Consider the following 24,449-nt stretch of genomic DNA (forward strand, 5'->3'; position numbering starts at 1 on the left):
ATGTTGATTTTGATTTTGCTACCCACACCAGCAGACAATAAACCTGTTGAGCTAAATTACCTAATTGATTGATGGATACTCAAGCGATGGCAACGGCAAGTATTTCCTCCTATGCCCAAATTCAACTCCTCCAACGTCAAGCAGCATCACTTTTACTTTACCAATCAGTTCTGCACAGCGACGTAGGGAATGCCTTTTTAGAACTGTTGCAAGCCATACGTTATACTGATGCTGATGCGCGGGGTTGTCTCCATGCTTATGGCAATTACTTTCACGCCTTAGCCAATAGACAGCACAATTGGGAAGACTATCTGATCAATCAAATTTTCACAGCAGAAAATCCCTTTAGTCAACTTGCCCAACAGCGAGACTTTGAAGATTTACCCCTGGCATTAGTCGCCGCCGCCAAACATGATTTACAAATACTGCAAAGTCTCTATGAATGCAACAGTGCGATTTTGAGTGAGTGGGTACAAGCTGTAGCTCATTTGCCAGTGTCTCCAGTTGTGTGGTATGTAGAACCAGAGGACATAGATACAGTAGGATTGAAATTTTCGCTGCCACACTTAGATAACTGGGCAGATGCAGTAGAAGACTTAGCAAATTATTATCGACAATCTGGTACAGGCTTATTTGCCCAATATCGTGCTTTGCGCTGGCAAGGAGGTGAATTGATTGGCATCCCTTACCCAGATCCCGTTAAACTGAGTACACTCGTAGGTTACGAATTACAGCGAGAAGCCTTGTTAAAGAATACCGAGATTTTATTATCCGGTGAGGTAGCACTGCACGTATTACTATATGGTAGTCGGGGTGCAGGTAAATCTTCTTTAGTCAAAGCTTTGTTAAATGAATATTGCGATCGCCATCTGCGCTTAGTAGAAGTGACAAAATCAGACTTGCGGGATTTACCCAGAATTGTGGAACAATTGCGGGGAGTGCCACAGAAATTTATCATCTTTGTCGATGACTTATCCTTTGAAGAAGATGATGATGCGTTTAAAGCCTTAAAAGTGGTATTAGAAGGCAACTTAACAGCGCGCCCCCAAAACGTTGTAGTTTATGCTACATCAAATCGTCGCCATTTAATTCGAGAATTTTTTACTGATCGACCGAATCCGAAAGACCAAGAAGAAATCAATGCTTGGGATACGATGCAAGAGAAGCTTTCGTTTAGCGATCGCTTTGGTCTAACATTAACCTTTGAGCCAGCCGATCAACAGACCTATTTAAAAATAGTTAACCATCTGGCATCCCAAACTGATATTAACATTGATCAGCAGGACTTAGAATATCAAGCCTTGCAATGGGCAACCCGCCATAATGGGCGTTCTGGAAGGACAGCACGGCAGTTTATTGATTTTTTCCAAGCAGAATTAAAATTATTTCCAGCCGAGAACAATATAAATAACATTCAATCATAAAAAGATTTATTGCTTTCTCACCATATTTTGTTCATTTTACCATCAGATTATAACTGGAGAGACAAACAAGAACATAAGAGGTATTAGAAATTGAACAACTATTGATTATCAACAATTAACAACGCTAAAAATCAGCGATATGCAATCAGTAATAATCAGTAATCGAATGATTTTAGGCATCATTGCCTTCAGTGTAAGTTTTGGGCTGAGTCTAGTCCCCAAATGGGATTTTAATCAAGCCTTCGTCACCGGAGTAATTACCGTAGTTGCTACCTATGCAGCCGCTTTATTTGTAGATAAGCGGCGGAGAAGTCATGAACTATTAATTTTAACTTCACTGCGTAAACGTATTAAAGAAATGGAGGGACTAAAATCTCGGATAGTTAGAGAAATCGAGCAAATAGAAGCCCATCGTAATTTATTGTATGCAGAATCACAACAATTGCAAAATCAAATCTTAGAATGTCGCAAGCAAAGAGATAGTCTACATCGAGATTTAGGTAACTTTGCCAGTCAAAAAAAACAACTAGAAACTGAACTTAATATTTTAACAACTCAAATCCAGACCGTAGAGGAAAATCACAAAGAACTCAATAATTCCTTGTCTAACCTCAACACAGAGAAACGCCGGTTAGAGTTGCATTTTAACACCTCGCGTGCCGAAATAAATCAGTTGCAGACTCAAATTAATCAACTGCAACAAGAAAAACAAGAACTAGAGAACAATTTAACCCTACTAGGTAGAATTAAACCGCAACTCGAAGAAAAACTGTATCAACTCAGACTAGAGATTGAAAACTTAGAAACAACCAAAACCCAGCAAAATCAACAACTTATAGACATAACATATCAAAAAGAAAGCATAGCAGCAAATCTCACCGCTTTACAAACACAAAAATCAGCCCAACAAACAGAGTTACAGCAGTTACGTAATGAACTTGCCGTCTTGCAACAAGAGCGTGACATACTGCAAAATCAAGTTTGGGAACTACTCCAGCAAATAGAAAACTTTAATCAAGAACCTCAACCAGAAAATACCCCAGTCGAAGCAGAAACAGAAAATAATGAATTATTTCCGTTTGCCGACTTACTCGCCACATTAGATACAGAAAATAATTCCTCTGCTCCACCTGATAGCTTACCAGAAACATGGCAGAGATTTTTTCAACAATTACCCGGTCATGAACTGCAAGTTTTAAAAGCCATATTAGAGCAAGATAATCCTAATCCAGCTATCAAAAAAATTGCTGAATCTCATATTACCATGCCCAATCTATTAATTGATGAGATTAATGAACGTGCTAGTAATATGATAGGTGAATTAATCATTTCCACAAATTTAGACAAACCAGAAATTGATGCAGAGTATATAATGAACGTCAGAAAAATGATAGCCTTGTATGAAAATTTGATAGCTAAACAAGCTTCCTCAAATTAAAATCCTCCCCAGCATTGTAAAATTAAGAGGAAGTAAGTATATACCTCTTATTTGATATCAAGTAAAGTGAAATACATGGCCAAGCTCAAAATCTCGAAAAAAACATCAACTGCTGTAATTAATTCCCTAAGTGCAGGAGTAGTTCCCAGAATAGGAGTTGAACATATAGCAGTTGGGCGAGAAAAAGAACTGAAAAGCCTATTACAAAACCTAGATGATATTGCAGAAGGTGTAGCAGCATTTCGCTTTATAATTGGTAACTATGGTGCGGGTAAAAGCTTCATGCTGCAAATGATTCGTAACCGGGCGATGGAGCAAGGATTTGTTGTAGCTGATGCTGATTTATCCTCAGAACGCAGACTAGCAGGAACCAACAACGAAGGTTTAGCCACTTATCGAGAATTAATGAGTCGCCTTTCCACAAAAACACGACCTGATGGTGGCGCATTAGTTTCCATATTAGAAGGCTGGATTAATAAAATCCAACAAGAAGTAGTTAAAGAAACAGAACTACGTCCTAACGACGAAGGTTTTGATGACCAAGTAGAAGCCAAAATTAGAGAAGTAATACACTACATAGAAGACCTAGTACATGGATTCGATTTTGGTACAGTTATAGCTGCTTACTGGCGAGGATATCGCCTAGATAACGATGACTTAAAAAATGCAGCATTACGCTGGTTACGGGGAGAATTTACCACAAAAATCGCAGCAAAAGCAGCCCTAGGAGTGCGAGTCATTATTGATGATGATAGTTGGTACGACTACATTAAACTCATCGCCAAATTTGTCGCCGAAATAGGCTATAAAGGTCTGTTAATTCTCATAGATGAAGCCGCAAATCTTTATCAAATATCGACCACAGTCACCCGCGAAAAAAACTATAACAGACTGCTAGCAATGTTTAACGACACCATGCAATGCAAAGCAGAACACCTAGGAATTATTATTGGTGGCACAACCAAATTTTTAGAAGACCCCCACCGGGGACTATTTGCAGATCAAGCGTGGCGTAGACGCACAAAAGAAAGCCGCTTCGCAACCCAAACCGAAGTACAAGAATATTTAGGGCCAGTTATCCGACTCAACCCATTAAGCGAAGCAGAAATCCTCACCCTATTGCAACGCTTAACCGAAATACACACTAGCCATTTCAGCTATGAAAAAACAATAACAAATCGTGACTTACAAGAATTTGTACAAGAAATAGTCAACCGCTTAGGTGCAGAAGCATTACTTACACCAGGGGAAATAGTCCGAGATTTTATTAGCATTTTAAACATCCTCCACCACAACCCCAATATTAACTTTAATCAACTAATTCATGGCTCCCAATTCCAACCCACAACTGCGGGTAAAAACCCAAACCTAGAAGAAGATAACACCGCCGAATTTACCCTATAAAAACACCCCTTCCTCCACTCTTACCTCCACTCTTACCTCCACTCTTACCTCCGCGCCCCTCCGCGTTTCCTCCGCGCCCCTCTGCGTTTCAAAACATGAATAACGCTTTCAACAGACTTGCACCCTTCATTCAAGAATACATTTATCAACACAACTGGACAGAACTACGCCCAGTCCAAACCTCTGCTTGTCAAGTAATATTCGACACCGATGCCCACTTACTCATAGCCGCAGCCACAGCCGCCGGAAAAACAGAAGCCGCATTTTTACCAGTCTTAACCCTACTGCATAACCACCCAGCCAAAACCATCGGTGTATTATATATTAGCCCCATCAAAGCCTTAATTAACGACCAATTTGAACGCCTCAACGACTTACTAAAATCAGCCGATATACCCGTTTATCATTGGCATGGGGATGTTGCACAAAGCCGGAAAAATAAATTGCTAAAAAATCCCCAAGGAATTTTACAAATTACCCCAGAATCACTAGAAAGCTTATTAGTCAACAAACATCAACACCTATTAAACTTATTTGGTGATTTAAGGTTTGTGATTATTGATGAAATTCACGCCTTTATGGGTAATGAACGCGGTTCTCAGATTATTTGTCAACTACAGCGTTTAGCCAATTTAACACAAACACAACCGCGACGCATTGGTTTATCAGCAACTCTCGGTGATTACTCAATGGCTGAAGCGTGGTTAGCTGCTGGAACGGATAAACCAGTAATCACACCCCAAGTAGAAGCAGGGAAACGGCAAATTAAACTAGCCTTAGAACACTTTTTTATTGATAAAAATATAGATGATTCAGAATCTACAGACTATGAGCAATATATTTTCAATCTGAGTAAATCTCGGAAATGTTTAATCTTTGCTAATAACCGCACTCAAACTGAATTAATCATAGCATCGTTGCGAAAAATTGCTGAACAACAAGCCCTACCAGATATCTATCATGTCCATCATGGTAGTATTTCCACTAGCTTACGACAAGCGGCGGAGAATGCCATGCGCGAACCGCATCAACCAGCCGTAACTGCTGCCACCCTGACGCTAGAATTAGGGATAGATATCGGTCATTTAGAGCGAGTGATTCAGTTAGAATCACCTCTATCTGTAGCGAGTTTTTTACAACGTTTAGGACGCGCAGGTAGGAGAGGTGAGGCGGCTGATATGCGCTTTATTTGTGCTGAAGATGAACTGGTGGCAGAAGCACCGCTACCAGAGCAAATTCCCTGGCAACTTTTACAGTGTATAGCGATTATTCAACTTTATCTAGAATCACGTTGGATTGAACCTATTAAAACTATTAAATATCCTTTTAGTTTACTTTATCACCAAACAATGAGCGTCTTAGTAGCGGTGGGAGAAATTTCACCGGCAGCGTTAGCTAAACAGGTTTTGGGTTTGCCACCTTTTGCTGCTATTACCCAAGAAGATTATAAATTACTGTTGAGGTATTTAATTGATATTGGTCATATTCAACGGGGTGAAAATGGTAAATTAATTCTCGGTATAGCTGGAGAAAAAATTGTCGGTAAGTTTCAATTTTATGCTGTCTTTGCTGACAATCAAGAATATAGGGTAAAGCAAGGGTCTACAGAAATTGGTAGTATTATTGTGCCGCCTCCTGTGGGTAATCAATTTGCTTTAGCTGGTAGAACTTGGGAAGTTTTAGAAATTGATTTTAAAAAAAGAAATGTTTTAGTTAAACAAGTAGAAGGTAAAGCTACGAGTTATTGGCGGGGTGGTAGTGGTACTATTCACACTAAAGTGCTGCAACGGATGCGGCAAGTTTTATTAGAAGATGTAGAGTATAGCTATTTGCAAAAAAATGCTCGGCAACGTCTACAAGCAGCGAGGAAGTTAGTACAACAGGCTGGTTTAGATAAGCAGAATATTGTGCAGTTAGACAAAGGTAAGTGTTGTATATTTCCTTGGATGGGTACTGTTGCTTACCGCACGTTAGAAAGATTAATTAATACATTTTGTCGGGAAGCTTTGGAAATTAGTAGTATTGGGGGCGTGAATCCCTATTATTTAACAATTAAGTTAGGGAAAGATAAATTTAAATATGTTCAGCAAGAAATTGTTTCTTTGTGTGAGCAAAGAATTATTCCAGAGGCTTTAGTGAGTTCTGCGGAAGCTCCAGAGATACAAAAATATGATGAGTTTATTCCTCATCCATTGTTAAGAAAGGCTTTTGTTGATGATTATTTAGATATGGAAGAATTACGACAGCAGGTTTCAAGGTGGTAGTATATTTGTAGGGTGCGGTTATATTTTGCACTATTCTCAATCAGCGTCATTAGATTCCAATTATCTTTGAACATGGCTGTTTACGAAAATCGAGAAGCGTTCATTCCCTATACTCGCAGCGATATTATTAAACTTTGCTTGCAAGATGGTCGGCTAAATGGGGCTGATGCCCAAAAATTTCAAGATTTCTGCCAAATCCTCACGGCATACTATCACTTTCGCTTCCACAAAACTTTAGAAATTATCAAAGATAACTACGTACCTTTTAACCCCAATGCAGATATTCAACCAATAACTCCACCAACATTTGAGCAATATGATGAGATGGAGTTGAATATAGTTAATGCCTTTGAGCATATTGTCGAAAGAGCAAATTATGTTCCTTTGCCTGAATCTGTTGTTAAACAAGCACTGTCCACCAAATCCCTCATTGATTTGAAAACTCAAGTAAATTTTGATGATTTTGACCGCTTTCTTTGTTATTACCGTGGTGATAGTTATAAAAAAATTTCGGTAAAAAAGTTATTATTTTGGCGACAAGAAAAGAAAATTGATATTTTTGAACGGATTGTTTTATTAGTCAAGTTCAAAGAAGCTGCTTACTTTCGTGCCAATAAGGTCAACATCCAAGAGTTGAAATTCATTCCTGGTAAGATGTATGTCTACTTCTACAAAAATATTCCTAAATTAGATGTTGACTTACTCTTTCCCAATGTGGAAACGAGTATGACATGGAAAGACCGCTTACTATTTGGAATTCCTGCTATTGGTGCAGCCATTCCTTTGATATTAAGAACATTGCCGAATTTATTATTGCTGGTAGCTGCTATTTTGCTAGTATTAAATTTGTCGTTTCTGATTGAATCATTAAATGTAGAGTTGGATAAGGTCAGAAATTTCATGCCCGTTTTGGTGGCAAGTTTATCATTAGGAATTACTTTGGGTGGATTTGCTTTTAAGCAATATAATAATTACAAAAATAAAAAAATAAAATTCCAAAAAATTGTGACTGATACGCTATTTTTCAAAAATTTAGCTAACAATGCTAGTGTTTTTCAAATGTTTATTGAATTGGCAGAAGAAGAAGAATGTAAGGAAATTATTCTGGCATACTATCACTTACTTACCAGCCCCACTCCATTAACGCCTCAACAATTAGATTCTCGCATCGAAACTTGGATGGAGAATAAACTAGGGATAAAGATTAATTTTGATATTCAAGGGCCTCTAAGTAATTTAGAAGATATTCGTGGCCAAGTAGTTCAAAAAAATCGCGAAACAACAGACAATGTATCAATAATCCCTTTACTCACATATAATCGCCAGGGTATGTGTCAAGTTCTCCCCTTGGATGATGCTAAAGCAGTGATTGATTATGTTTGGGATAATGCCTTTCAATTTAACGGGATAATTTTGTAGACTATAGGTAAGGGGTAATTTGCTGAAACTGTGAAGGCTTAAATATTGTCGTAGCTGTAACACACCCTACTAGCTTGGCAAGCCTTAAATGTTGCATTAAAACTCTCTTGTGGGATCAGCTCTCTAGCCCGTCTGGTGCAGGCTAGAAGCCCGCACCACAAGAACTATATTTGTGCATCATTTTAGCTTTGCCACGCTACTACAATTATGTTTATCGTTCAGGTGGTGCGTTACGGCTGATGAATCTTCTCGTGAAGGTTCAAATATTGTCGTAGCCGTAACACACCCTACAGTTAGTTGGTGTGGGGGAGATGTTAAGGACAATACAAGGTGTCGCGGGTGTCGCGCCCGGTGGAGGGGTTTGTTCCTTTGGCTACCTTGCATAATTTATTTTGTTCATCTGGACGTAATAATACATCAGTAAAATCTGCGCCGTCGATAATTGCGCCGTCAAATTTGGCGTTAGCAGCAAATGCGCCTTCTAAGACTGCATTTGTCAAGTCGGCTTTGATGAGACGGGCTGAGTCTAAAGTAGCATAGCTGAGGTTTGCTGCTTGCAAATTGGCTGATTCTAAATTGGCAGCAAAGAAACTGACTCCCTGTAAATTGGAGTTACTAAAGTTACTTTGACGCAGATTAGCTTTAGTAAAACTGGAGTCTGTTAAATCACGTCCTGAAAAGTCAGCCTCGATTAAAATTTCTTTGTTGTAATCAAGTGCGAATGCTGTGGGTGCAAAACCGACAATTGTGGTGATGCCCAAGATTCCCCAGAGTAATATACTGAGTATGTTTACCCAGATTCGATGAGATGTTTGACGCTTTAACCCGAATAGCGTTGTGGTTGAGTCGAGTATGGCAGCTAACACGCGATCGCTTAACTTAGAATTCATGCTCTTTTTAGCCAATGGCGAATCCTCCTCCATCACATTATCTCGATATTGGTCACTTTGGAGAAGAACTCGTAACCCAATGGTTACAATCTACAGGTTGGTTAATTCTACAACGCCGCTATTCCTGCCGTTGGGGAGAAATTGATATTATTGCTCAATCTCCAGACTCGACACTGGCTTTTGTGGAAGTTAAAACCCGTAGTTCTGGAAATTGGGATACTTGGGGTAAAAGTGCAATTACCCTGAAAAAGCAAGCCAAAATTGGGCGAACTGCTGGCTTATTTTTAGCAACATACCCCGAAAAAGCCAATTACTCTTGTCGCTTTGATGTTGCTATTGTTTGTTGTCTGAAAATTTCTCAGCACCGCCAAGTTATAGACTTACAACCAGCCTTGGCTAGCTCATCAACACAAGATTACATATTTCAGCTACAGGAATATATTCCCGCCGCTTTTGATGCTGTCATTGATTAGAGGTGATTGGTGATTGGTAATTAGTTGATTATCAGTAACCAATTACCAATTTGTATGTAGTATCGTTGAATATGCTGACTTTTAGGCGAGAGTTTCTGGACAGTAACCCAACCCCCGGACAAACTGTTGCCGGAAAGCCTCTATTTCCTCTCGTTCTGGGCTACCGTGAGATACAATGGCTACTTGATAGCGGCGCATTACATCTACAGCCGACTGTCCTGCTTCCAAACTCCAAAGTGCCATTTGCACTCGCATGGGTGGCTCGTAGCTAATCCCCAGTTCATTGAGAAAAGCTCGAAAATCACCATCCTCTTGGGGCGAGAAGTGGCCTTTAAGTTTGATCCGAACCACCCAACCATCAATTTGATGAATCACGGTGACGAAAGAAACAGGTATTTGGGGTCTACCGTGCAGGTATTGAACGACCCTCAGAGTTAAACTGGCATTTGCCAGATAATACAAGTATTCCATGTTTGGTGCTTGGGATCAAAGCCAATCCTACATTTATATCTTCCTCAATTAATCCCGATTCTTGGTAGGGTAGAAGCCCCCGTTTTAGTATGGGGAGTTTTACCCAATTTTCATATTCTTGTTTAAATGTTAAGTATTTTTGTAATCTAGGCAAGGCAGGGGAGATGAGGGGGATGTGGGGGATGTGGGGGATGTGGGGGATGTGGGGGAAAATCCTGTGCATCGATGACGCACTTAGCACTGAACGCTTACTAGGGAAGAGGAATCTTAATGGAACAGCAACTATCACAAGTTAATCACAATCCGATGTCTGATCAAGCAACACCCGATACAAATTTAGATTGTTCATTAGCTGGGTATGATTATGAACTACCGCCAGAATTGATTGCTCAAAATCCAGTGGTTCCCAGAGATAGTTCTCGCTTGTTGGTGGTAGATTCCCAAACTACAGGCAAGGACTCAGATCCATTACATCACATTTTTCGTGATTTACCAGATATTCTTCGCCCTGGTGATTTGTTAATCATGAATAATACAAAAGTGATTCCAGCACGGCTGTATGGGCGAAAATCAACTGGTGCTGAGGTGGAAATTTTACTATTAGAAGAACGCCAACATAATTGTTGGTTAGCTTTAGTTAAGCCGGGAAAACGGTTTAAAAAAGGCAGTAAAATCTTTTTTGAAGCCGGAAAATTAGGTTTTTCCCCAGTCCCTAGTCCCCAGTCCCCAGTCAAGAGTCCCTTGTTAACTGCGACTGTTATGGAAACGGATAAGGCGACAGGCGGGCGGTTGCTGCAATTTGATTTGCCGGAGACTCAATCTTTAGTACAGATTTTAGATAAATTCGGCGAAATACCGCTACCTCCTTACATTACGGCATCTCAGGCGGCTGACGAACAGTATCAGACAGTGTATGCTGAACAACCGGGAGCGATCGCAGCTCCTACTGCTGGGTTACACTTTACTCCAGAGTTATTAGAAAAATTGCGCGATCGCAATATTAATCAAGCTTTTATTACCCTACACGTAGGCGTGGGAACTTTTCGCCCTGTGGAAGTGGAAGACGTAACCAGCCACCAAATGCACGAGGAATGGATTGAAGTCCCCGCCGAGACAGTAGAACAAATCCGCGCTACTAAACAAGCCGGGGGGCGGATTATTGCTGTGGGAACAACGGTTGTCCGTGCTTTAGAAGGTGCAGCCGCCGCCTGTGAGGATTTACAGCCTTTTTGCGGGAAAACCAACCTATTTATTTATCCTGGCTACCAGTGGCGAGTCGTAGAAGGTTTAATTACTAATTTTCACCTACCCCGTTCTAGTTTGCTGATGTTGGTGAGTGCGCTGATTGGTAGAGAAAGATTATTAAATATATACCAGCAAGCGATCGCTTCTAGATATCGCTTTTATTCCTTCGGCGATGCCATGTTAATTCTGCCCGAAGCTGTGGGTGTAGGGGTGTAGGGGGACAAATCAATTCAAAATACCCTGCGGGAACGCCAAAGGCGTACAAAATTCAAAATTCAAAATTGCAAATGAGGTAGACAAGGTAGAAATCTTTCGCAGTCAACAGTCAACCATCAACCATCAACCATCCCCATTTTGAGTTTTGAATTGATTTTTTGGGTACTCTGATTTATGAGGATCTAACCCTGAGTACAGAGATTCAATTATGTATAAGCAACATCTTGTTAGACAGTGGTTTTGCGGTTTGTCTCCTATCACTAGCCATCGCGTTTCCCGTGGGCAAAAGCCACAGTTTGGGGTTCTCTGTGCTACCTCTGCTGTTTTGATGTTGGCTGCACCGACAGTGATTAGTTTGTCAGAAAGTCAGGTATTGGCACAACCTCCCATTTCTCAGGATTTAGAAACAGCTAGTTTTTACCAACAGGGGGTGACACGTTACAACCGTAGTGATTGGACTGGTGCAGAATATGCTTTTCGCCAAGCTTTACAACGCGATGCAAATATAGGCATGGCTAGATATTACCTGGGTAATATTTTCCTGATGCAAAACCGTCTAGATGTGGCGGTGCAGGAATATGGGGAGGCGATTAGAATTAACCCTAATTTGGGTGAAGCTTATTACAATTTAGGGTTAGCATTGCAACGCCAAGGACAAAAAGAAGCGGCTATTACAGCTTACCGTCAAGCTTTGGTCTTAGAGCCGACAAAGGCGGATACCCATTATAATTTGGGTTTGGCACTCTACGAACAGGGACAACTACCAGAAGCGATCGCAGCTTATGAAAAAGCGATTGAGTTTGATAGTAGCAACGCCAACGCTCATTATAACTTGGCGATCGCTCTACAAGAATCGGGAAAAATGCCAGAGGCGATCGCCACTTATCAGCAAGTAATTAAATTAGAACCCCAAAACGCCGAAGCTTACAGTAATTTGGCCAGTCTTATGGTACTTCAAGGACAAACTACTGAAGCTATTGCAGTTTATATGCAAGCTATTCGCCAAAATCCCAAAAATGCCTCAGCTTACTATAATTTGGGCGTGACTCTATACAACCAAGGCAACCTAAAAACAGCCAGTGCTGCATTAAAACGCGCTCATAAACATTATCGGGAGCAAGGTAATCTAGAGCAAGCACAGAAAGCTGAACAACTAATGCAGCAAATTGATCAACAAATTGCCGCAAAAAAACTTCATCAACAGCAAGCATCTACTGCTAACCAAACTCCCAAACCTACTGATAATGTTACGGTTGTGGACACAATAGCCCCTACTATTGAGATACCAGTCACTGTAGAAAAGCAGCAGCTTGAACCAGCCTTTCCTAGTTCTATCCCCAGTCAAACTGACAATAACGAAAAAGATAACTAGCAACCGCAGCTATATTGGCAAGCGATTAATATCTTTATTACGCCCAATTACCACCATTGCTGAACCACGTTCTAAACGTTTGTAGGGATCAGGATTAATTTGAAATTTGCCATCATGACTCACAGCTAACAAATTTAAACCATAGCGGTTACGCAATTGCAGTTCTGCCACAGTTTTACCGTGAAATTCATCGGGTACAATTACTTCCACAATACTGTTATCTGGATCAAGGTCAAATCTATCTAGAATAGATGGTTTAGTAAGTGTGCGGGCTAAAGCACAGCCCGCTTCGTATTCAGGGAAAACAACGTGATCGGCTCCTACACGCTTCAGCAGTTTATGGTGTACCTCACTAGAAGCTTTAGCAACGACGTGAGGTACACCACCTTCTTTGACATTTAACGTTGTAATAATACTTTCTTGAATGTAGTTGCCAATGGCAATAATTACCGTATCAAATTCATAAATTCCGGCTTCTTTCAGGGCAGCTGGTTCAGTAGAGTCTAATTGTAAAGCATGACCAACTATCTTTTCAGTTAAGGCTGCTGATACGCGTTTTTCATCAATATCTGTAGCTAACACTTGATAGCCTAGTTGATGCAGTGTTGAACATACAGAACGGCCAAAACGACCTAAACCAATCACTGCAAATTGGTGGTTATCTCTACGTAAACTGCGGAAAAATCCTAATGATGCAAGATTCACATTTGTAATCCTTATTATTACTCCCTGTATCTAGAGCAAGCAGCCGTTAGTCTCAACTAATTATCACGTTTGATGTTTGCGTGGAATCATTTACATTTTATCAGTAGTTATTAGTCATTAGTTTTCCTCCCCCCACTCCCTCATCTCCCCCACTCCCTCATCTCCCCCACTCCCTCATCTCCAGTAACTATCCTACAAGTAAGTTTTCCTCTGGATAGTGAACTCTGGTAGGGCGAGGATCACCCAGTATAGCCGCCATCAGCAGTAAAACCCCAACTCTACCTACATACATGGTGATAATTAAGATGATTTTGGCTGCTGTTGTTACGCTACCTGTAATCCCTGTGGAAAGTCCGACTGTAGCAAATGCTGAAACCGCTTCAAACAAGATTTGTAAAAAGTCTAGTTTTGGATCTGTCAGAGCTATCAAAATAGTGGCTAACATGACGGTGGCTACAGAACCAACTAAAACACCAACCGCTTTCAAAATTAAAGATATTGCTATTTTGCGCTCATATAATAAAACTTCTTCTTTACCTTGAAGAATTGATTTAGTACAACTGGTAAGCACTCTTAATGTGGTGGTTTTTATCCCGCCTCCTGTGCCGCCAGGACTGGCACCAATAAACATGAAGGCTATTGTCAGAAATAACCCAGCATTTGTCATTTTAGCGATATCGATACTGTTAAAACCCGCCGTTCTGGTAGTGACTGATTGAAACCAGGCAAGTAATATTTGACCGTTGAAACCAGATACAGCGAAAGTTTCCGGGTTTTTAATCTCAATACTCCAATAGGCAATTGTGCCTAAAAATAATAAAATTAATGTTGTACTGGTTGCTACTTTAAAATCTAGGGAAAACACTAAATTGGTATTTTTTTTTAACAGGCGATCGCGGCACCAAAGATACATTTCTAAAATTACCTGATATCCAATGCCTCCAGCAATAATTAAAAAAGTGATTGTCAACACCACTAACCAAGATGACTGATATCTAATTAAACTATCTTGAAACAAGCTAAAACCGGCATTATTCCAAGCACTAATACTATGAAAAATTGCCAACCATATTCCCTGATTCCATCCATAATCAGACACAAAAGCTGGCATTAATAAAAATATGCCTGTAATCTCAAAAATCAGAGTTGTGGCAATAATCGAGCGGATAACTTGAGTGCTACCACTCATCCCTGGACGGTCTAAAGCTTGTTGAATAGCCACTTTTTGGCGTAAATCAAACCTACGTCCTATCAACAAAATTAAAAAAGTTGTCGTCGTCATGTAGCCCAATCCGCCAATTTGAGCCAACATCAAAATAAACAACTGCCCCCAGAAAGAAAAATAAGTACCAGTATCAACTACTGCTAAACCCGTAACACAAACTGCGGATGTTGATGTAAATAATGCCACCACTGGATCATTCCAGGTACCATCACTGGTAGAGAACGGCATCATCAGTAATATAGTTCCGATAGCGATGAGCGTCAGAAATCCTAAACAAATTGTGCGCGAAACAGTCATAAAAAATTCAAAATTCAAAATCGTCTAACCTGGTACTTGCTGCTGTGTCAAGTCAGACAGGAACTTGATAAATTTTTCCTGGAAGGTTTTGTCAGGTTTACCCCCCCCAGGAAATCAAAACTTTCTTATTTAATTAAAAACACACATGGTAGCCTACGAATATGTTTTTTTAAATTCTGCTTTGTCTTTACACTACTTTGTCCATGAGTGCAACACTTTACCAGCGAATTCAGCAATTTTACGATACTTCCTCTGGGCTGTGGGAAGAGATTTGGGGCGAACACATGCACCACGGCTACTACGGTGTGGATGGTACGGAAAAAAAAGACCGTCGTCAAGCGCAAATTGATTTAATTGAAGAACTCCTGAGTTGGGCGGGGGTAGAAACAGCAGAAAACATTTTAGATGTCGGCTGTGGTATCGGCGGTAGTTCTCTTTATTTAGCCGCCAAGTTTCACGCTCAAGCAACTGGGATAACTTTAAGCCCAGTACAAGCCGCTAGAGCCACAGAACGCGCCAAAGAAGCACATTTGAGTGACACAAGTCAGTTTCTAGTGGCAGATGCTCAAGCCATGCCTTTCGATGATAATACTTTTGACTTGGTTTGGTCACTGGAAAGTGGTGAACACATGCCAGATAAAACCAAGTTTATGCAAGAGTGCTACCGAGTGTTAAAGCCCGGTGGTACTTTGATTATGGTGACTTGGTGTCATCGTCCTACTGATAATTTACCCCTGAGTGCCGACGAACAAAAGCACTTGGAGGATATTTATCGAGTTTATTGTTTACCCTATGTGATTTCTTTGCCGGAGTATGAAGCGATCGCTCGTCAACTACCATTAAACAATATCCGCACTGCTGACTGGTCTACTGCTGTCGCCCCATTTTGGAATGTAGTCATTGATTCCGCATTCACTCCTCAAGCCTTTTTTGGGTTACTACGTGCTGGTTGGACTACCATTCAAGGAGCATTATCACTCGGTTTGATGCGTCGCGGTTATGAACGTGGGTTAATTAAGTTTGGGTTGCTGTGTGGAAATAAGGAGGTAACAGGCTAGTACAACAAATTTTCCATCCCCATTCCCGATTCCCCATTCCCGATTCCCCAATTATGACTAAACAATTTTCTGGACAAAAGTCTGCTAGTTTGCAGGGTAACTGGCTCTATGCTTTGTGGAAATTTTCCCGCCCACATACAATTATTGGCACATCTCTGAGCGTATTTGGTTTATATTTAGTTGCTTTGGCGGTTGGTTCTCAAGATTTTGCTGTGACGCAACTCTTATCAGTGTTAGGTGCATGGGTTGCTTGTTTATGTGGCAATGTTTATATTGTGGGGCTGAATCAACTCGAAGATATTGATATTGACAAAATTAATAAACCTCATTTACCACTCGCATCAGGAGAATTTACCCGCAAACAAGGGCAATTGATTGTGATTATGACTGGCATTTTAGCTTTAGTCTTAGCATTGCTCAATGGCCCTTATTTGTTTGGCATGGTAGCGTTAAGTCTGGCTATTGGTACAGCTTATTCTTTACCTCCCATTCGCTTAAAGCGGTTTCCCTTTTGGGCAGCATTGTGTATTTTCTCAGTGCGGGGAACAATTGTTAATTTGGGGTTGTATTTGCACTTTAGTTGGATATTGAAAAACGAGATAGTAATTCCTTGGGCGGTATGGGTTTTAACTATATTTATTTTGGTATTTACCTTTGCGATCGCCATCTTTAAAGATATCCCCGATTTGGAAGGCGATCGCCAATACAATATTACGACTTTCACTATTCAACTAGGTACACAAGCCGTCTTTAATCTAGCTATGTGGGTACTCACGATTTGCTATTTAGGTATAGTGATAGTAGGGGTGTTGCGAGTAGAGTCAATTAACCCAGAATTTTTAATAATTTCTCATTTAGTAGTATTGTGTTGGCTGTGGGTGCGGAGTTTGGCGGTAGACTTACAAGATAAGCAGGCGATCGCTCAATTTTATCAATTCATCTGGAAGTTATTTTTCCTAGAATATTTACTGTTTCCCCTCGCCTGTCTTTTGGCATGAGCCTCGATAACCACAAAGGATAAATTTACCGAGTTTGCCATTAAATTACAGATAACTATGCTTAACAACTTAGAATTCAATAACATGAACCTTGTGGCGATTATCTTAGTAGTTGTTAGTATTGCTTTCCTGATTTATTTTGCTGCAAAAACCTTAATTACTGCTAATTTATTCCAACAAGGCGTTAACCTGTATCAACAAAAAGATTATCAAGGGGCAGAAGCAGCTTTTCAGAAAGTTATTGCTATCAACTCTACTAATGATGTGGTGCGCTTATTTTTAGGTGATGTTTTAAAAGCTCAAGACAAAATCGCCCAAGCCACAGAATTATACCAAGAAGTAATTCAACGTAGTCCTAAAAATCCTGAAGCTTATCTTCGCCTAGCCAATATTTTGATGCAGCAAAATCAGCCAGAATCAGCAAAGGCTAATTTAATCAAATCTCAAGAACTATTTCAAAAACAACGTCAACCTCTAAAAGCTGAAAGAATTAGGCAACTATTAGAAAAAATGAGCGTTAAATCCAGCTAGATACAATTAACTAAGGATATAGATAACCGATTTCTTCCAGAAGTCGGGTACCTGGGTATGACTAATGACTAATAACTAATGACTAATAACTAATGACTAACACAGGCAAAGTCTACCTTGTAGGTGCAGGGTTGGGAGATGTGGCGTACCTGACAGTAAAAGCTGATAATCTGCTGGCAGTGGCTGAGGTTTTAGTCTACGATGCCCTAGTTGATGAGCAATTATTAAAATGTGTACCCCCGGATTGCTTAAAGTTAGATGTGGGGAAACGTGGCGGCAAACCCAGCACACCCCAAACAGAGATTAATCAATTACTGATAAAGCACTGTCAAGACGGTAAACAAGTCGTCAGGCTCAAATCAGGTGATCCGTTTATATTTGGACGCTGTACTTCAGAAATCGAAGCTTTAAAAGCAAATAACTGTGAATTTGAAGTTATACCGGGAATTTCCTCAGCTTTAGCTGCGCCTTTGCTAGCGGGTATTCCGTTAACAGATCCCGTTTTGAGTCGTTGCTTTGCAGTATTTACCGCCCATGAACCAGAAGCTTTAGACTGGGAAGCTTTATCAAGGTTAGAGACATTAGTCATCTTGATGGGTGGCAAAAACCTACCGGAAATTGTACATCAGTTGCGGCGACACGGGCGATCGCTCTTAACACCCATAGCTATTATCCGTTGGGCAGGAACTCCACAGCAACAAATTTGGACGGGTCAACTCGGCAATATACTAGAAAAAACCGCCCTTGTATCCCTTTCACCAGCAGTTATTGTGATTGGGGAAGTTGTAGGGTTAAGTAATTACCTACAACCTGAGAAAATAGCTTCCCAGAATCAAAATTCTCGCCACCAAGCTATGTCTACTCACCTACCTCTCGCTGGTAAAACCATTTTAGTCACCCGTTCCGTGGGACAATCGAAGCAATTTAGCGATCGCCTCACCGCCTGTGGTGCTAAAGTCATAGAAATGCCAGCCTTAGAAATCTCCCCCCCTTCTAGTTGGCAAGCATTAGATACAGCAATCAATAACTTATCTGAATTTCACTGGTTAATTCTCACTTCCACCAACGGCGTAGATTATTTTTTTGATAGGCTAAACTGCCAAGGAAAAGACACCCGTGCATTAGCTGGGGTAAAAATTGCAGTTGTCGGTGAAAAAACCGCCCAAAGTTTGCAACAGCAAGGACTACAACCAGACTTTATTCCTCCTAACTTCGTCGCTGACTCTTTAGTAGCAACCTTTCCCGAAGCACTACCAGGGAAAAAGATTTTATTTCCCAGAGTCGAAAGCGGTGGTAGAGAAATCTTAGTCAAAGAACTCACCGCCAAAGGTGCAGAAGTCATAGAAGTTGCCGCTTATCAATCCTGTTGTCCGAGTTATATCGCACCAGCAGCAGAATTCGCTTTAAAAAATGGTCAAGTAGACATAATTACCTTTGCTAGTTCTAAAACTGTGCAGTTTTTCTGTCAACTTGTCAGCCCTATCTTCAGTGGTAATATAGCCGATGCTTTAGCAGGAGTTTGTCTTGCTTCCATTGGCCCTCAAACCTCAAAAACTTGTCATGCTTTTTTAGGGCGTGTAGATATCGAAGCCGAAGAATATACTTTAGACGGCTTAAGTCAAGCAATTATCAAATGGGTAGAAAATTCTAGTGTTTCATAAATAGTCATTAGTCATTAGTCATTAGTCATTAGTCATTAGTTATTAGTTTTTCTCCTCCACTCCCTCATCTCCCCCCAGTACCCAGTCCCCAGTACCCAGTCCCCAGTACCCAGTCCCCAGTACCCAGTCAAGAGTCCCTTAACTCAAATGCAAACAACCGTTAAACTTCATTGCAAATTAAGAAGAACAGCCAAACAACATGATAAGTTTTTATGATGTGAAGCAATAGCGTTAGAGATAGAGACAAGGAGAACACAGTGGCAATGGAATCAAATTTATCCAAGGGCGCGATTTTAGCAAAAGAAGACATCAGTGAATACGTTGCTCACCTACAACTTCACATGACTCTGCAAGCTCGCAATCTAGTGCCAACTCTCCAGCCACAGCAAAAAGATAGTAGAGAAGAATTGTTACATCAAACACAAGCCACCTTTGAAAAGCTGGTTTCTCGTCAAGGTCTTTAAATAAGAAAAAATATAATTAACAAAAAAACAAATAAAATAAAAGCAGACTATGTTGGGTGAATACCAAAAGTGTACTCAACCAGTCTGCTTTTTCTAGTTTGTCAAGATTAAGACACGAAAATCACCCTTTTGGAGCAATATTAACGAACAGAAAGCCGTTAAGATGATGGCAGCAGTTCCTCTGACCCAGTTTAGTTAAGGCTAAATGGCAGCCCAAATCAAAATGAATTCCTTACTTCCCCAAAACCTCAGCGTTGTCATCCGGCCCGCTCAATACCGGGATCTGGACGGAATTGAACGCATCTCTCAAGATTCCTTCGCCGCCTTGACTCCCAAAGGAGCTAACTTTGTCAATCAGCAAATGCAGTGGTTACGACGCTGGTACGGGTTACTCAAATTTTTGAGTTGGTTTCCCAACCCCCTACAATATAGTTTCTTCGCCTATGTAGCTGAACAAGGACGGATGCTCTTAGGCATGATTCAAGTTTCACCCTTCAACCGCACACGCACCACTTGGCGGATTGATCGGGTAATGCTGGATCGGAGTGCGGATAAGCAAGGAATTGGCTCGCAACTCTTACGCCATTGCTTCGAGTCGATTTTAGAAGCACGGACTTGGTTATTGGAAGTTAACGTCAATGATTTAGAGGCGTTAGCGTTATATCGTCACAACGGATTCCAGCGTCTAGCAGAAATGACATACTGGGAAATTGAGCCGGAACTGTTACAAGAACTAGCACAAGCCGAACCAGATTTGCCCAATCTCCTACCAGTCAGCAATGCTGATGCTCAGTTACTCTATCAATTAGATACAGCATCAATGCCGCCTTTGGTGCGCCAAGTGTTTGATCGCAACAACCGCGACTTTAAAACCAGTTTGTTTGGAGCATTAACTGATGCTGTGAAACAATGGGTAACGAAAACTGAAGTCGTGAGTGGCTACGTGTTTGAACCCCAACGCAAAGCCGCTATTGGTTATTTTCAAGTACAACTTGATCGTAAAGGTGAATCTCCCCATGTCGCTAGCCTGACAGTTCACCCGGCTTATACTTGGCTATATCCAGAGTTACTAGCCCAACTAGCTCGCATCGCCCAAGATTTCCCCCAACAAGGCTTAAAATTGGCTTCTTCCGACTATCAGCCAGAACGAGAAGAGTATTTAGAACGGATAGGGGCAAAACGCATAGAACATACCTTGATTATGTCCCGTTCTGTATGGCATAAACTGCGGGAATCTAAATTAGTCTCCTTAGAAGGTATTCAATGGACTGACGTACTCCAAGGTTTACAGCCAGCCCGTAAACCCATACCCGGTGGGATGTCCTGGGTACAAACCAGTCAACAGCAACCCTCGGAAATCCCAATACAAAGCCCATCAGAATCATCGAGATTTAAGTGTCAAAACTGTCACATAGAACCATCCAACCCGTCGGATGCAACTGATACACAGCAGAAAAATTAGGCACTGGGGACTGGGGAGCAGGAGGAGAACTACTAATAACTAATGACTAATGACTAATGACTAATAACTAATGACCAAGTATATTTCAGCGTTGGGATTGGATGTAGGGCGGAAGCGGATTGGTGTTGCTGGATGCGATCGCACAGGCTTGATTGCCACGGGAATCACTACGATTGAGCGTACATCTTTTGACCAAGATGTGATGCAAATACGCAACTTAGTTATTGAACGTGAAGTACAAGTCCTTATTGTCGGTTTACCCTATTCAATGGATGGTAGTTTAGGGTTTCAGGCGCGCCAAGTCCAGAAATTCGCCACCAGACTGGCTAAAGCCCTGCAACTTCCTGTAGAGTATGTTGACGAGCGACTGACTTCTTTTCAAGCAGAGCAATTAATTATTGGCGAAAATCGCTCACCTTCACGTAACAAAGGATTAATTGACCGCAAAGCAGCAGCTTTGATTTTACAGCAGTGGCTCGATACTAGACGAGCTAACCCTCAGAGTTCAGTGGCAGCTGTAGAGTATTGATACCTTTGAACATGATATCCTGAAAGCTGTTGCATAGCAGTTGACTTTAAGTCTGAAGCTATTTGCTGGACATCAAGATGTCATTCAACAGTAAAGCAATTTGTCCAACTGCTGCTACTCATAAAGTCTCACACCTTAGCCATGTTTTCCTCGCCATTTTCTGAAGATAACGATCAAGCTCCCACAACTTCCATCACTTTGACTGATGAGCAAGGGCGAACCCTAGAATGTTATATCGAACATTCCCTGTCAGTAGATGAAGAAGAATATGTTTTGTTGCTGCCTGTTGACTCACCCATAGAAATTTTTGCCTGGGAAGGTGACGAAGAGGAAGAACAAGCAACTTTAGTAGAAGATGATGCAATCATCGATGAAATTTTTAGCACCGCTCAAGCTGTCTTAGCAGAACAAAACTTGGTACTGAAAAATACAGCCTATGCGCTAACGGTTGCAGGTGAATTACCACCGGTAGAAGAATCAGAACTATTTACCCTAGAAATTGAAGACGACGAAGCTGATTTAGAACCAGAGCAATTACAGTTACTCACTACTTTCTATCATCACGAACAAGAGTACGCAATTTATACACCTCTTGATCCACTGCTGTTTTTTGCCAGAATGTCAAAAACAGGTGAACCTGTGTTGTTATCACCAGAAGAATTTCGCCAAGTGCAGCCTTTCCTAGAAGAACAACTTTTTAATGAAGTTGAGTAGAATGAAAAATTTATAATTAAAATTTAAAATGCTACATTTTAAAATTTTTAATTAAGGTTTTTCATTTATATCTGCACAGCCCCAAAAATTCTAGGCAAAAGGGCAAATATTTGTGAGGACTAATGCTTGCACCTGTGTGCAATTAAGTTACTCTTGAAATCGAGATAAAATTGGCCAAAATGTCAAAATCTTCCAGAAAATAGGTTTTGACATTTTGAAGTTTGTATTTTTTCCCTACAGCAGTTAACGATGACTTGGAACAAGTTTTTACAGCCTGATTTGGTTTTGGCGGGTTCTGTTTTGAACCTGACACCAGAAATTATTCAACATTATCAACTTAAGGGGCTGGTGTTGGATGTCGATGAAACCTTAGTACCCTTGAGAGTAGGAGCAGCTTCCCCAGAACTCAAGGATTGGGTGGAGCAAATGCGAACCCACACCGCGCTGTGGTTGGTGAGTAATAACTTAAGCGAAGCCCGAATTGGTGGCATTGCTCGTTCTCTGAATCTGCCATATTACCTGGGTGCCGCCAAGCCTTCCCGCCGCAAAATTCGCGCTGCACTCCAAGCGATGAATTTACCAGTACATCAGGTAGGAATGGTAGGCGATCGCTTATTTACTGATGTCTTAGCCGGAAATCGTTTAGGGATGTTTACCATTCTTGTAGAACCCATTGTCCATCCTGATGCGGCTTTGCGCTCCCATCCCGTTCGTAACTTTGAAGTTTGGTTTTCCGAAATCTTAGGAGCTTCCATCATTTCCCAGTCTACAAAAATTCACAAAGATTGACGAAAACTTAAAAAATCGAAATCTAAAGAAATAATTAAAAAAAACAGTGAACATTCAAACATCGGAGAATATAAGTATTAATAAAATGGAGTCAGCTAAAAAAAAGACTCTAGCTCATAGTAAATAAATATAAAGCAGCCAAGCGTCAGCCCTGAATCTATGTAAGGGTTGACGTTTTGCGCTATGTAGAGACGTTGCATGCAACGTCTCTACTACATTTGTAAATTTATTTTTGAATGCAAGAATTTTGAATTCCCCGAAGGGGCTGACTAATGACTAAAACAATTGTTGTCAAAATCGGTACATCTAGCCTAACTCAACCTGAAAATGGACAACTAGCACTGTCAACGATCGCCACCTTAGCAGAAACCCTGACATATTTAAGACAGCAGGGAAATCGTGTCATTTTAGTCTCCTCTGGGGCGGTGGGAGTGGGTTGTGCGCGGTTGGGTTTAACCGAACGTCCGAAAGCGATCGCACTTAAACAAGCAGTAGCCGCAGTTGGTCAAGGGCGATTAATGCGGGTGTATGATGATTTATTCACCACCTTACAACAACCCATAGCCCAAGTTTTGCTCACACGCAGCGATTTAGTCCAACGTAGCCGCTACCTGAATGTTTACAATACATTTGGTGAACTGCTGGGATTAGGAGTAATTCCTGTAGTCAATGAAAACGATACTGTAGCCGTTGATGAACTGAAATTCGGCGACAATGATACACTTTCGGCATTAGTTGCTAGCCTTGTAGAAGCAGACTGGTTATTTTTACTGACCGACGTAGATAAATTGTACTCAGCCGATCCCCGTGCAGTCCCGGATGCTCAACCCATTTCTTTAGTGACTAACATGAAAGAACTGGCAGACTTACAGGTACAAACAGGCTCTCAAGGTTCGCAATGGGGTACTGGGGGGATGGTAACAAAAATCTCGGCGGCCAGAATTGCGATCGCTGCCGGAGTGCGTACCGTGATTACTCAAGGGCGATTTCCTCAAAATATCAGCAAAATTTTACAAGGGGAAGCGATAGGTACTCATTTTCTCCCCCAACCAGAACCAACCTCAGCCCGTAAACGTTGGATAGCCTACGGACTTGTGCCGGCTGGGAAGTTATATTTAGATGTGGGTGCGATCGCTGCTATCGTGGAAGCTGGTAAATCTTTATTAGCGGCTGGGATTAAAACTGTTGAGGGTGAATTTGATACACAGGATGCTGTGCAGTTGTGCGACACTCACGGTAAGGAAATTGCTAGGGGGCTTGTTAATTACAGCAGCAATGAATTACAACAAATTCGCGGGTGTCATTCTAGAGAGATTCCGGCAATTTTGGGTTATGCTGGCGCGGAAACTGTGATTCATCGGGATAATTTGGTTTTGATGTGAGAGGGAAAAAAACGCAGA

The 24,449-nt window shown here is 41.1% G+C and carries 22 protein-coding genes; 18 read left to right on the forward strand and 4 right to left on the reverse strand.

Features of this window, described 5'->3' with window-relative positions:
- Positions 1–71 precede the first annotated feature (71 nt).
- From A3775_RS11300 to A3775_RS11320, 5 genes are all read left to right on the forward strand, one after another.
- The gene (locus A3775_RS11300; protein ID WP_066424981.1) at positions 72–1,424 is read left to right on the forward strand and encodes an ATP-binding protein; all 1,353 of its coding nucleotides are present in this window, start codon (positions 72–74) and stop codon (positions 1,422–1,424) included.
- Positions 1,425–1,563: 139 nt separating this feature from the next.
- Positions 1,564–2,862: a tellurite resistance TerB C-terminal domain-containing protein gene (locus A3775_RS11305; protein WP_066380041.1), complete on the forward strand. Its 1,299-nt coding sequence runs from the start codon at positions 1,564–1,566 to the stop codon at positions 2,860–2,862.
- Between the two features lie 75 nt (positions 2,863–2,937).
- The gene (locus A3775_RS11310) at positions 2,938–4,266 is read left to right on the forward strand and encodes an ATP-binding protein (protein ID WP_066380040.1); all 1,329 of its coding nucleotides are present in this window, start codon (positions 2,938–2,940) and stop codon (positions 4,264–4,266) included.
- A gap of 95 nt (positions 4,267–4,361) precedes the next feature.
- Positions 4,362–6,530, forward strand: coding sequence for a DEAD/DEAH box helicase (locus A3775_RS11315; protein WP_066424983.1), 2,169 nt, complete (start codon positions 4,362–4,364; stop codon positions 6,528–6,530).
- Positions 6,531–6,602: 72 nt separating this feature from the next.
- The gene (locus tag A3775_RS11320) at positions 6,603–7,949 is read left to right on the forward strand and encodes a TMEM143 family protein (RefSeq protein ID WP_066424988.1); all 1,347 of its coding nucleotides are present in this window, start codon (positions 6,603–6,605) and stop codon (positions 7,947–7,949) included.
- 314 nt (positions 7,950–8,263) lie between these two features.
- Here the strand turns inward: A3775_RS11320 and A3775_RS11325 are convergent, their stop codons facing one another.
- Positions 8,264–8,839: a pentapeptide repeat-containing protein gene (locus A3775_RS11325; RefSeq protein WP_066380037.1), complete on the reverse strand. Its 576-nt coding sequence runs from the start codon at positions 8,837–8,839 to the stop codon at positions 8,264–8,266.
- A gap of 14 nt (positions 8,840–8,853) precedes the next feature.
- On the opposite strand from A3775_RS11325, the gene A3775_RS11330 reads away from it, so the two are divergent.
- Positions 8,854–9,312, forward strand: coding sequence for a YraN family protein (locus A3775_RS11330; protein WP_066380034.1), 459 nt, complete (start codon positions 8,854–8,856; stop codon positions 9,310–9,312).
- Positions 9,313–9,393: 81 nt separating this feature from the next.
- Here A3775_RS11330 and A3775_RS11335 read toward each other — a convergent pair whose 3' ends face one another.
- Complete coding sequence (locus A3775_RS11335) at positions 9,394–9,783, reverse strand: hypothetical protein (protein WP_066380032.1); 390 nt, start codon at positions 9,781–9,783, stop codon at positions 9,394–9,396.
- Between the two features lie 270 nt (positions 9,784–10,053).
- On the opposite strand from A3775_RS11335, the gene queA reads away from it, so the two are divergent.
- Together queA and A3775_RS11350 are read left to right on the forward strand one after the other, a co-directional pair.
- Entirely contained in the window at positions 10,054–11,244 is a 1,191-nt protein-coding gene (queA, locus tag A3775_RS11345) for a tRNA preQ1(34) S-adenosylmethionine ribosyltransferase-isomerase QueA (protein WP_066424993.1), read from the forward strand.
- Between the two features lie 208 nt (positions 11,245–11,452).
- Positions 11,453–12,616 carry a tetratricopeptide repeat protein gene (locus A3775_RS11350; protein WP_066380028.1) on the forward strand — a complete coding sequence of 388 codons (1,164 nt, stop codon included), beginning with the start codon at positions 11,453–11,455 and terminating at the stop codon, positions 12,614–12,616.
- Positions 12,617–12,625: 9 nt separating this feature from the next.
- Here A3775_RS11350 and A3775_RS11355 read toward each other — a convergent pair whose 3' ends face one another.
- Entirely contained in the window at positions 12,626–13,321 is a 696-nt protein-coding gene (locus tag A3775_RS11355) for a TrkA family potassium uptake protein (protein ID WP_066380026.1), read from the reverse strand.
- Positions 13,322–13,508: 187 nt separating this feature from the next.
- Entirely contained in the window at positions 13,509–14,843 is a 1,335-nt protein-coding gene (locus tag A3775_RS11360) for a TrkH family potassium uptake protein (protein WP_066424994.1), read from the reverse strand.
- Positions 14,844–15,046: 203 nt separating this feature from the next.
- Here A3775_RS11360 and A3775_RS11365 point away from each other — a divergent pair, with 203 nt between their 5' ends.
- The 10 genes from A3775_RS11365 (at position 15,047) to proB (ending at position 24,431) form a co-directional block, all read left to right on the forward strand.
- Positions 15,047–15,901: a methyltransferase domain-containing protein gene (locus A3775_RS11365; protein ID WP_066380024.1), complete on the forward strand. Its 855-nt coding sequence runs from the start codon at positions 15,047–15,049 to the stop codon at positions 15,899–15,901.
- Positions 15,902–15,954: 53 nt separating this feature from the next.
- Positions 15,955–16,899, forward strand: coding sequence for a homogentisate phytyltransferase (locus tag A3775_RS11370; protein ID WP_066380023.1), 945 nt, complete (start codon positions 15,955–15,957; stop codon positions 16,897–16,899).
- Positions 16,900–16,956: 57 nt separating this feature from the next.
- Entirely contained in the window at positions 16,957–17,430 is a 474-nt protein-coding gene (locus A3775_RS11375; RefSeq protein ID WP_066424996.1) for a tetratricopeptide repeat protein, read from the forward strand.
- 92 nt (positions 17,431–17,522) lie between these two features.
- Positions 17,523–19,091: a uroporphyrinogen-III C-methyltransferase gene (gene cobA / locus A3775_RS11380; RefSeq protein ID WP_066424998.1), complete on the forward strand. Its 1,569-nt coding sequence runs from the start codon at positions 17,523–17,525 to the stop codon at positions 19,089–19,091.
- 263 nt (positions 19,092–19,354) lie between these two features.
- Entirely contained in the window at positions 19,355–19,555 is a 201-nt protein-coding gene (locus A3775_RS11385) for a hypothetical protein (RefSeq protein ID WP_066380017.1), read from the forward strand.
- 205 nt (positions 19,556–19,760) lie between these two features.
- Positions 19,761–21,017 (forward strand): GNAT family N-acetyltransferase, encoded by a 1,257-nt coding sequence (locus A3775_RS11390; protein WP_066380016.1) that lies wholly within the window; start codon positions 19,761–19,763, stop codon positions 21,015–21,017.
- A 70-nt stretch (positions 21,018–21,087) separates the two neighbouring features.
- Positions 21,088–21,546, forward strand: coding sequence for a Holliday junction resolvase RuvX (gene ruvX, locus A3775_RS11395; RefSeq protein ID WP_066380013.1), 459 nt, complete (start codon positions 21,088–21,090; stop codon positions 21,544–21,546).
- Positions 21,547–21,687: 141 nt separating this feature from the next.
- Positions 21,688–22,260 (forward strand): DUF3727 domain-containing protein, encoded by a 573-nt coding sequence (locus tag A3775_RS11400; protein ID WP_066380011.1) that lies wholly within the window; start codon positions 21,688–21,690, stop codon positions 22,258–22,260.
- Between the two features lie 249 nt (positions 22,261–22,509).
- Positions 22,510–23,049 carry a YqeG family HAD IIIA-type phosphatase gene (locus A3775_RS11405; protein ID WP_066380009.1) on the forward strand — a complete coding sequence of 180 codons (540 nt, stop codon included), beginning with the start codon at positions 22,510–22,512 and terminating at the stop codon, positions 23,047–23,049.
- A gap of 272 nt (positions 23,050–23,321) precedes the next feature.
- Positions 23,322–24,431: a glutamate 5-kinase gene (gene proB, locus A3775_RS11410; protein ID WP_066425000.1), complete on the forward strand. Its 1,110-nt coding sequence runs from the start codon at positions 23,322–23,324 to the stop codon at positions 24,429–24,431.
- Positions 24,432–24,449: the final 18 nt, after the last annotated feature.

This window comes from Anabaena sp. 4-3 (assembly GCF_001597745.1).
GTDB lineage: Bacteria > Cyanobacteriota > Cyanobacteriia > Cyanobacteriales > Nostocaceae > Trichormus.

What these genes read in the sequence shown, in the direction of transcription:
- cobA (WP_066424998.1), top strand. Translation starts at nt 17,523, where the DNA reads ATGACTAACACAGGCAAAGTCTACCTTGTAGGTGCAGGGTTGGGAGAT.
- proB (WP_066425000.1), top strand. Translation starts at nt 23,322, where the DNA reads ATGACTAAAACAATTGTTGTCAAAATCGGTACATCTAGCCTAACTCAA.
- A3775_RS11310 (WP_066380040.1), top strand. Translation starts at nt 2,938, where the DNA reads ATGGCCAAGCTCAAAATCTCGAAAAAAACATCAACTGCTGTAATTAAT.
- A3775_RS11360 (WP_066424994.1), bottom strand. Translation starts at nt 14,843, where the DNA reads ATGACTGTTTCGCGCACAATTTGTTTAGGATTTCTGACGCTCATCGCT.
- A3775_RS11300 (WP_066424981.1), top strand. Translation starts at nt 72, where the DNA reads ATGGATACTCAAGCGATGGCAACGGCAAGTATTTCCTCCTATGCCCAA.
- A3775_RS11305 (WP_066380041.1), top strand. Translation starts at nt 1,564, where the DNA reads ATGCAATCAGTAATAATCAGTAATCGAATGATTTTAGGCATCATTGCC.
- ruvX (WP_066380013.1), top strand. Translation starts at nt 21,088, where the DNA reads ATGACCAAGTATATTTCAGCGTTGGGATTGGATGTAGGGCGGAAGCGG.
- queA (WP_066424993.1), top strand. Translation starts at nt 10,054, where the DNA reads ATGGAACAGCAACTATCACAAGTTAATCACAATCCGATGTCTGATCAA.
- A3775_RS11350 (WP_066380028.1), top strand. Translation starts at nt 11,453, where the DNA reads ATGTATAAGCAACATCTTGTTAGACAGTGGTTTTGCGGTTTGTCTCCT.
- A3775_RS11335 (WP_066380032.1), bottom strand. Translation starts at nt 9,783, where the DNA reads ATGGAATACTTGTATTATCTGGCAAATGCCAGTTTAACTCTGAGGGTC.
- A3775_RS11390 (WP_066380016.1), top strand. Translation starts at nt 19,761, where the DNA reads ATGGCAGCCCAAATCAAAATGAATTCCTTACTTCCCCAAAACCTCAGC.
- A3775_RS11315 (WP_066424983.1), top strand. Translation starts at nt 4,362, where the DNA reads ATGAATAACGCTTTCAACAGACTTGCACCCTTCATTCAAGAATACATT.
- A3775_RS11320 (WP_066424988.1), top strand. Translation starts at nt 6,603, where the DNA reads ATGGCTGTTTACGAAAATCGAGAAGCGTTCATTCCCTATACTCGCAGC.
- A3775_RS11375 (WP_066424996.1), top strand. Translation starts at nt 16,957, where the DNA reads ATGCTTAACAACTTAGAATTCAATAACATGAACCTTGTGGCGATTATC.
- A3775_RS11365 (WP_066380024.1), top strand. Translation starts at nt 15,047, where the DNA reads ATGAGTGCAACACTTTACCAGCGAATTCAGCAATTTTACGATACTTCC.
- A3775_RS11370 (WP_066380023.1), top strand. Translation starts at nt 15,955, where the DNA reads ATGACTAAACAATTTTCTGGACAAAAGTCTGCTAGTTTGCAGGGTAAC.
- A3775_RS11330 (WP_066380034.1), top strand. Translation starts at nt 8,854, where the DNA reads ATGGCGAATCCTCCTCCATCACATTATCTCGATATTGGTCACTTTGGA.
- A3775_RS11325 (WP_066380037.1), bottom strand. Translation starts at nt 8,839, where the DNA reads ATGAATTCTAAGTTAAGCGATCGCGTGTTAGCTGCCATACTCGACTCA.
- A3775_RS11400 (WP_066380011.1), top strand. Translation starts at nt 21,688, where the DNA reads ATGTTTTCCTCGCCATTTTCTGAAGATAACGATCAAGCTCCCACAACT.
- A3775_RS11405 (WP_066380009.1), top strand. Translation starts at nt 22,510, where the DNA reads ATGACTTGGAACAAGTTTTTACAGCCTGATTTGGTTTTGGCGGGTTCT.
- A3775_RS11385 (WP_066380017.1), top strand. Translation starts at nt 19,355, where the DNA reads ATGGAATCAAATTTATCCAAGGGCGCGATTTTAGCAAAAGAAGACATC.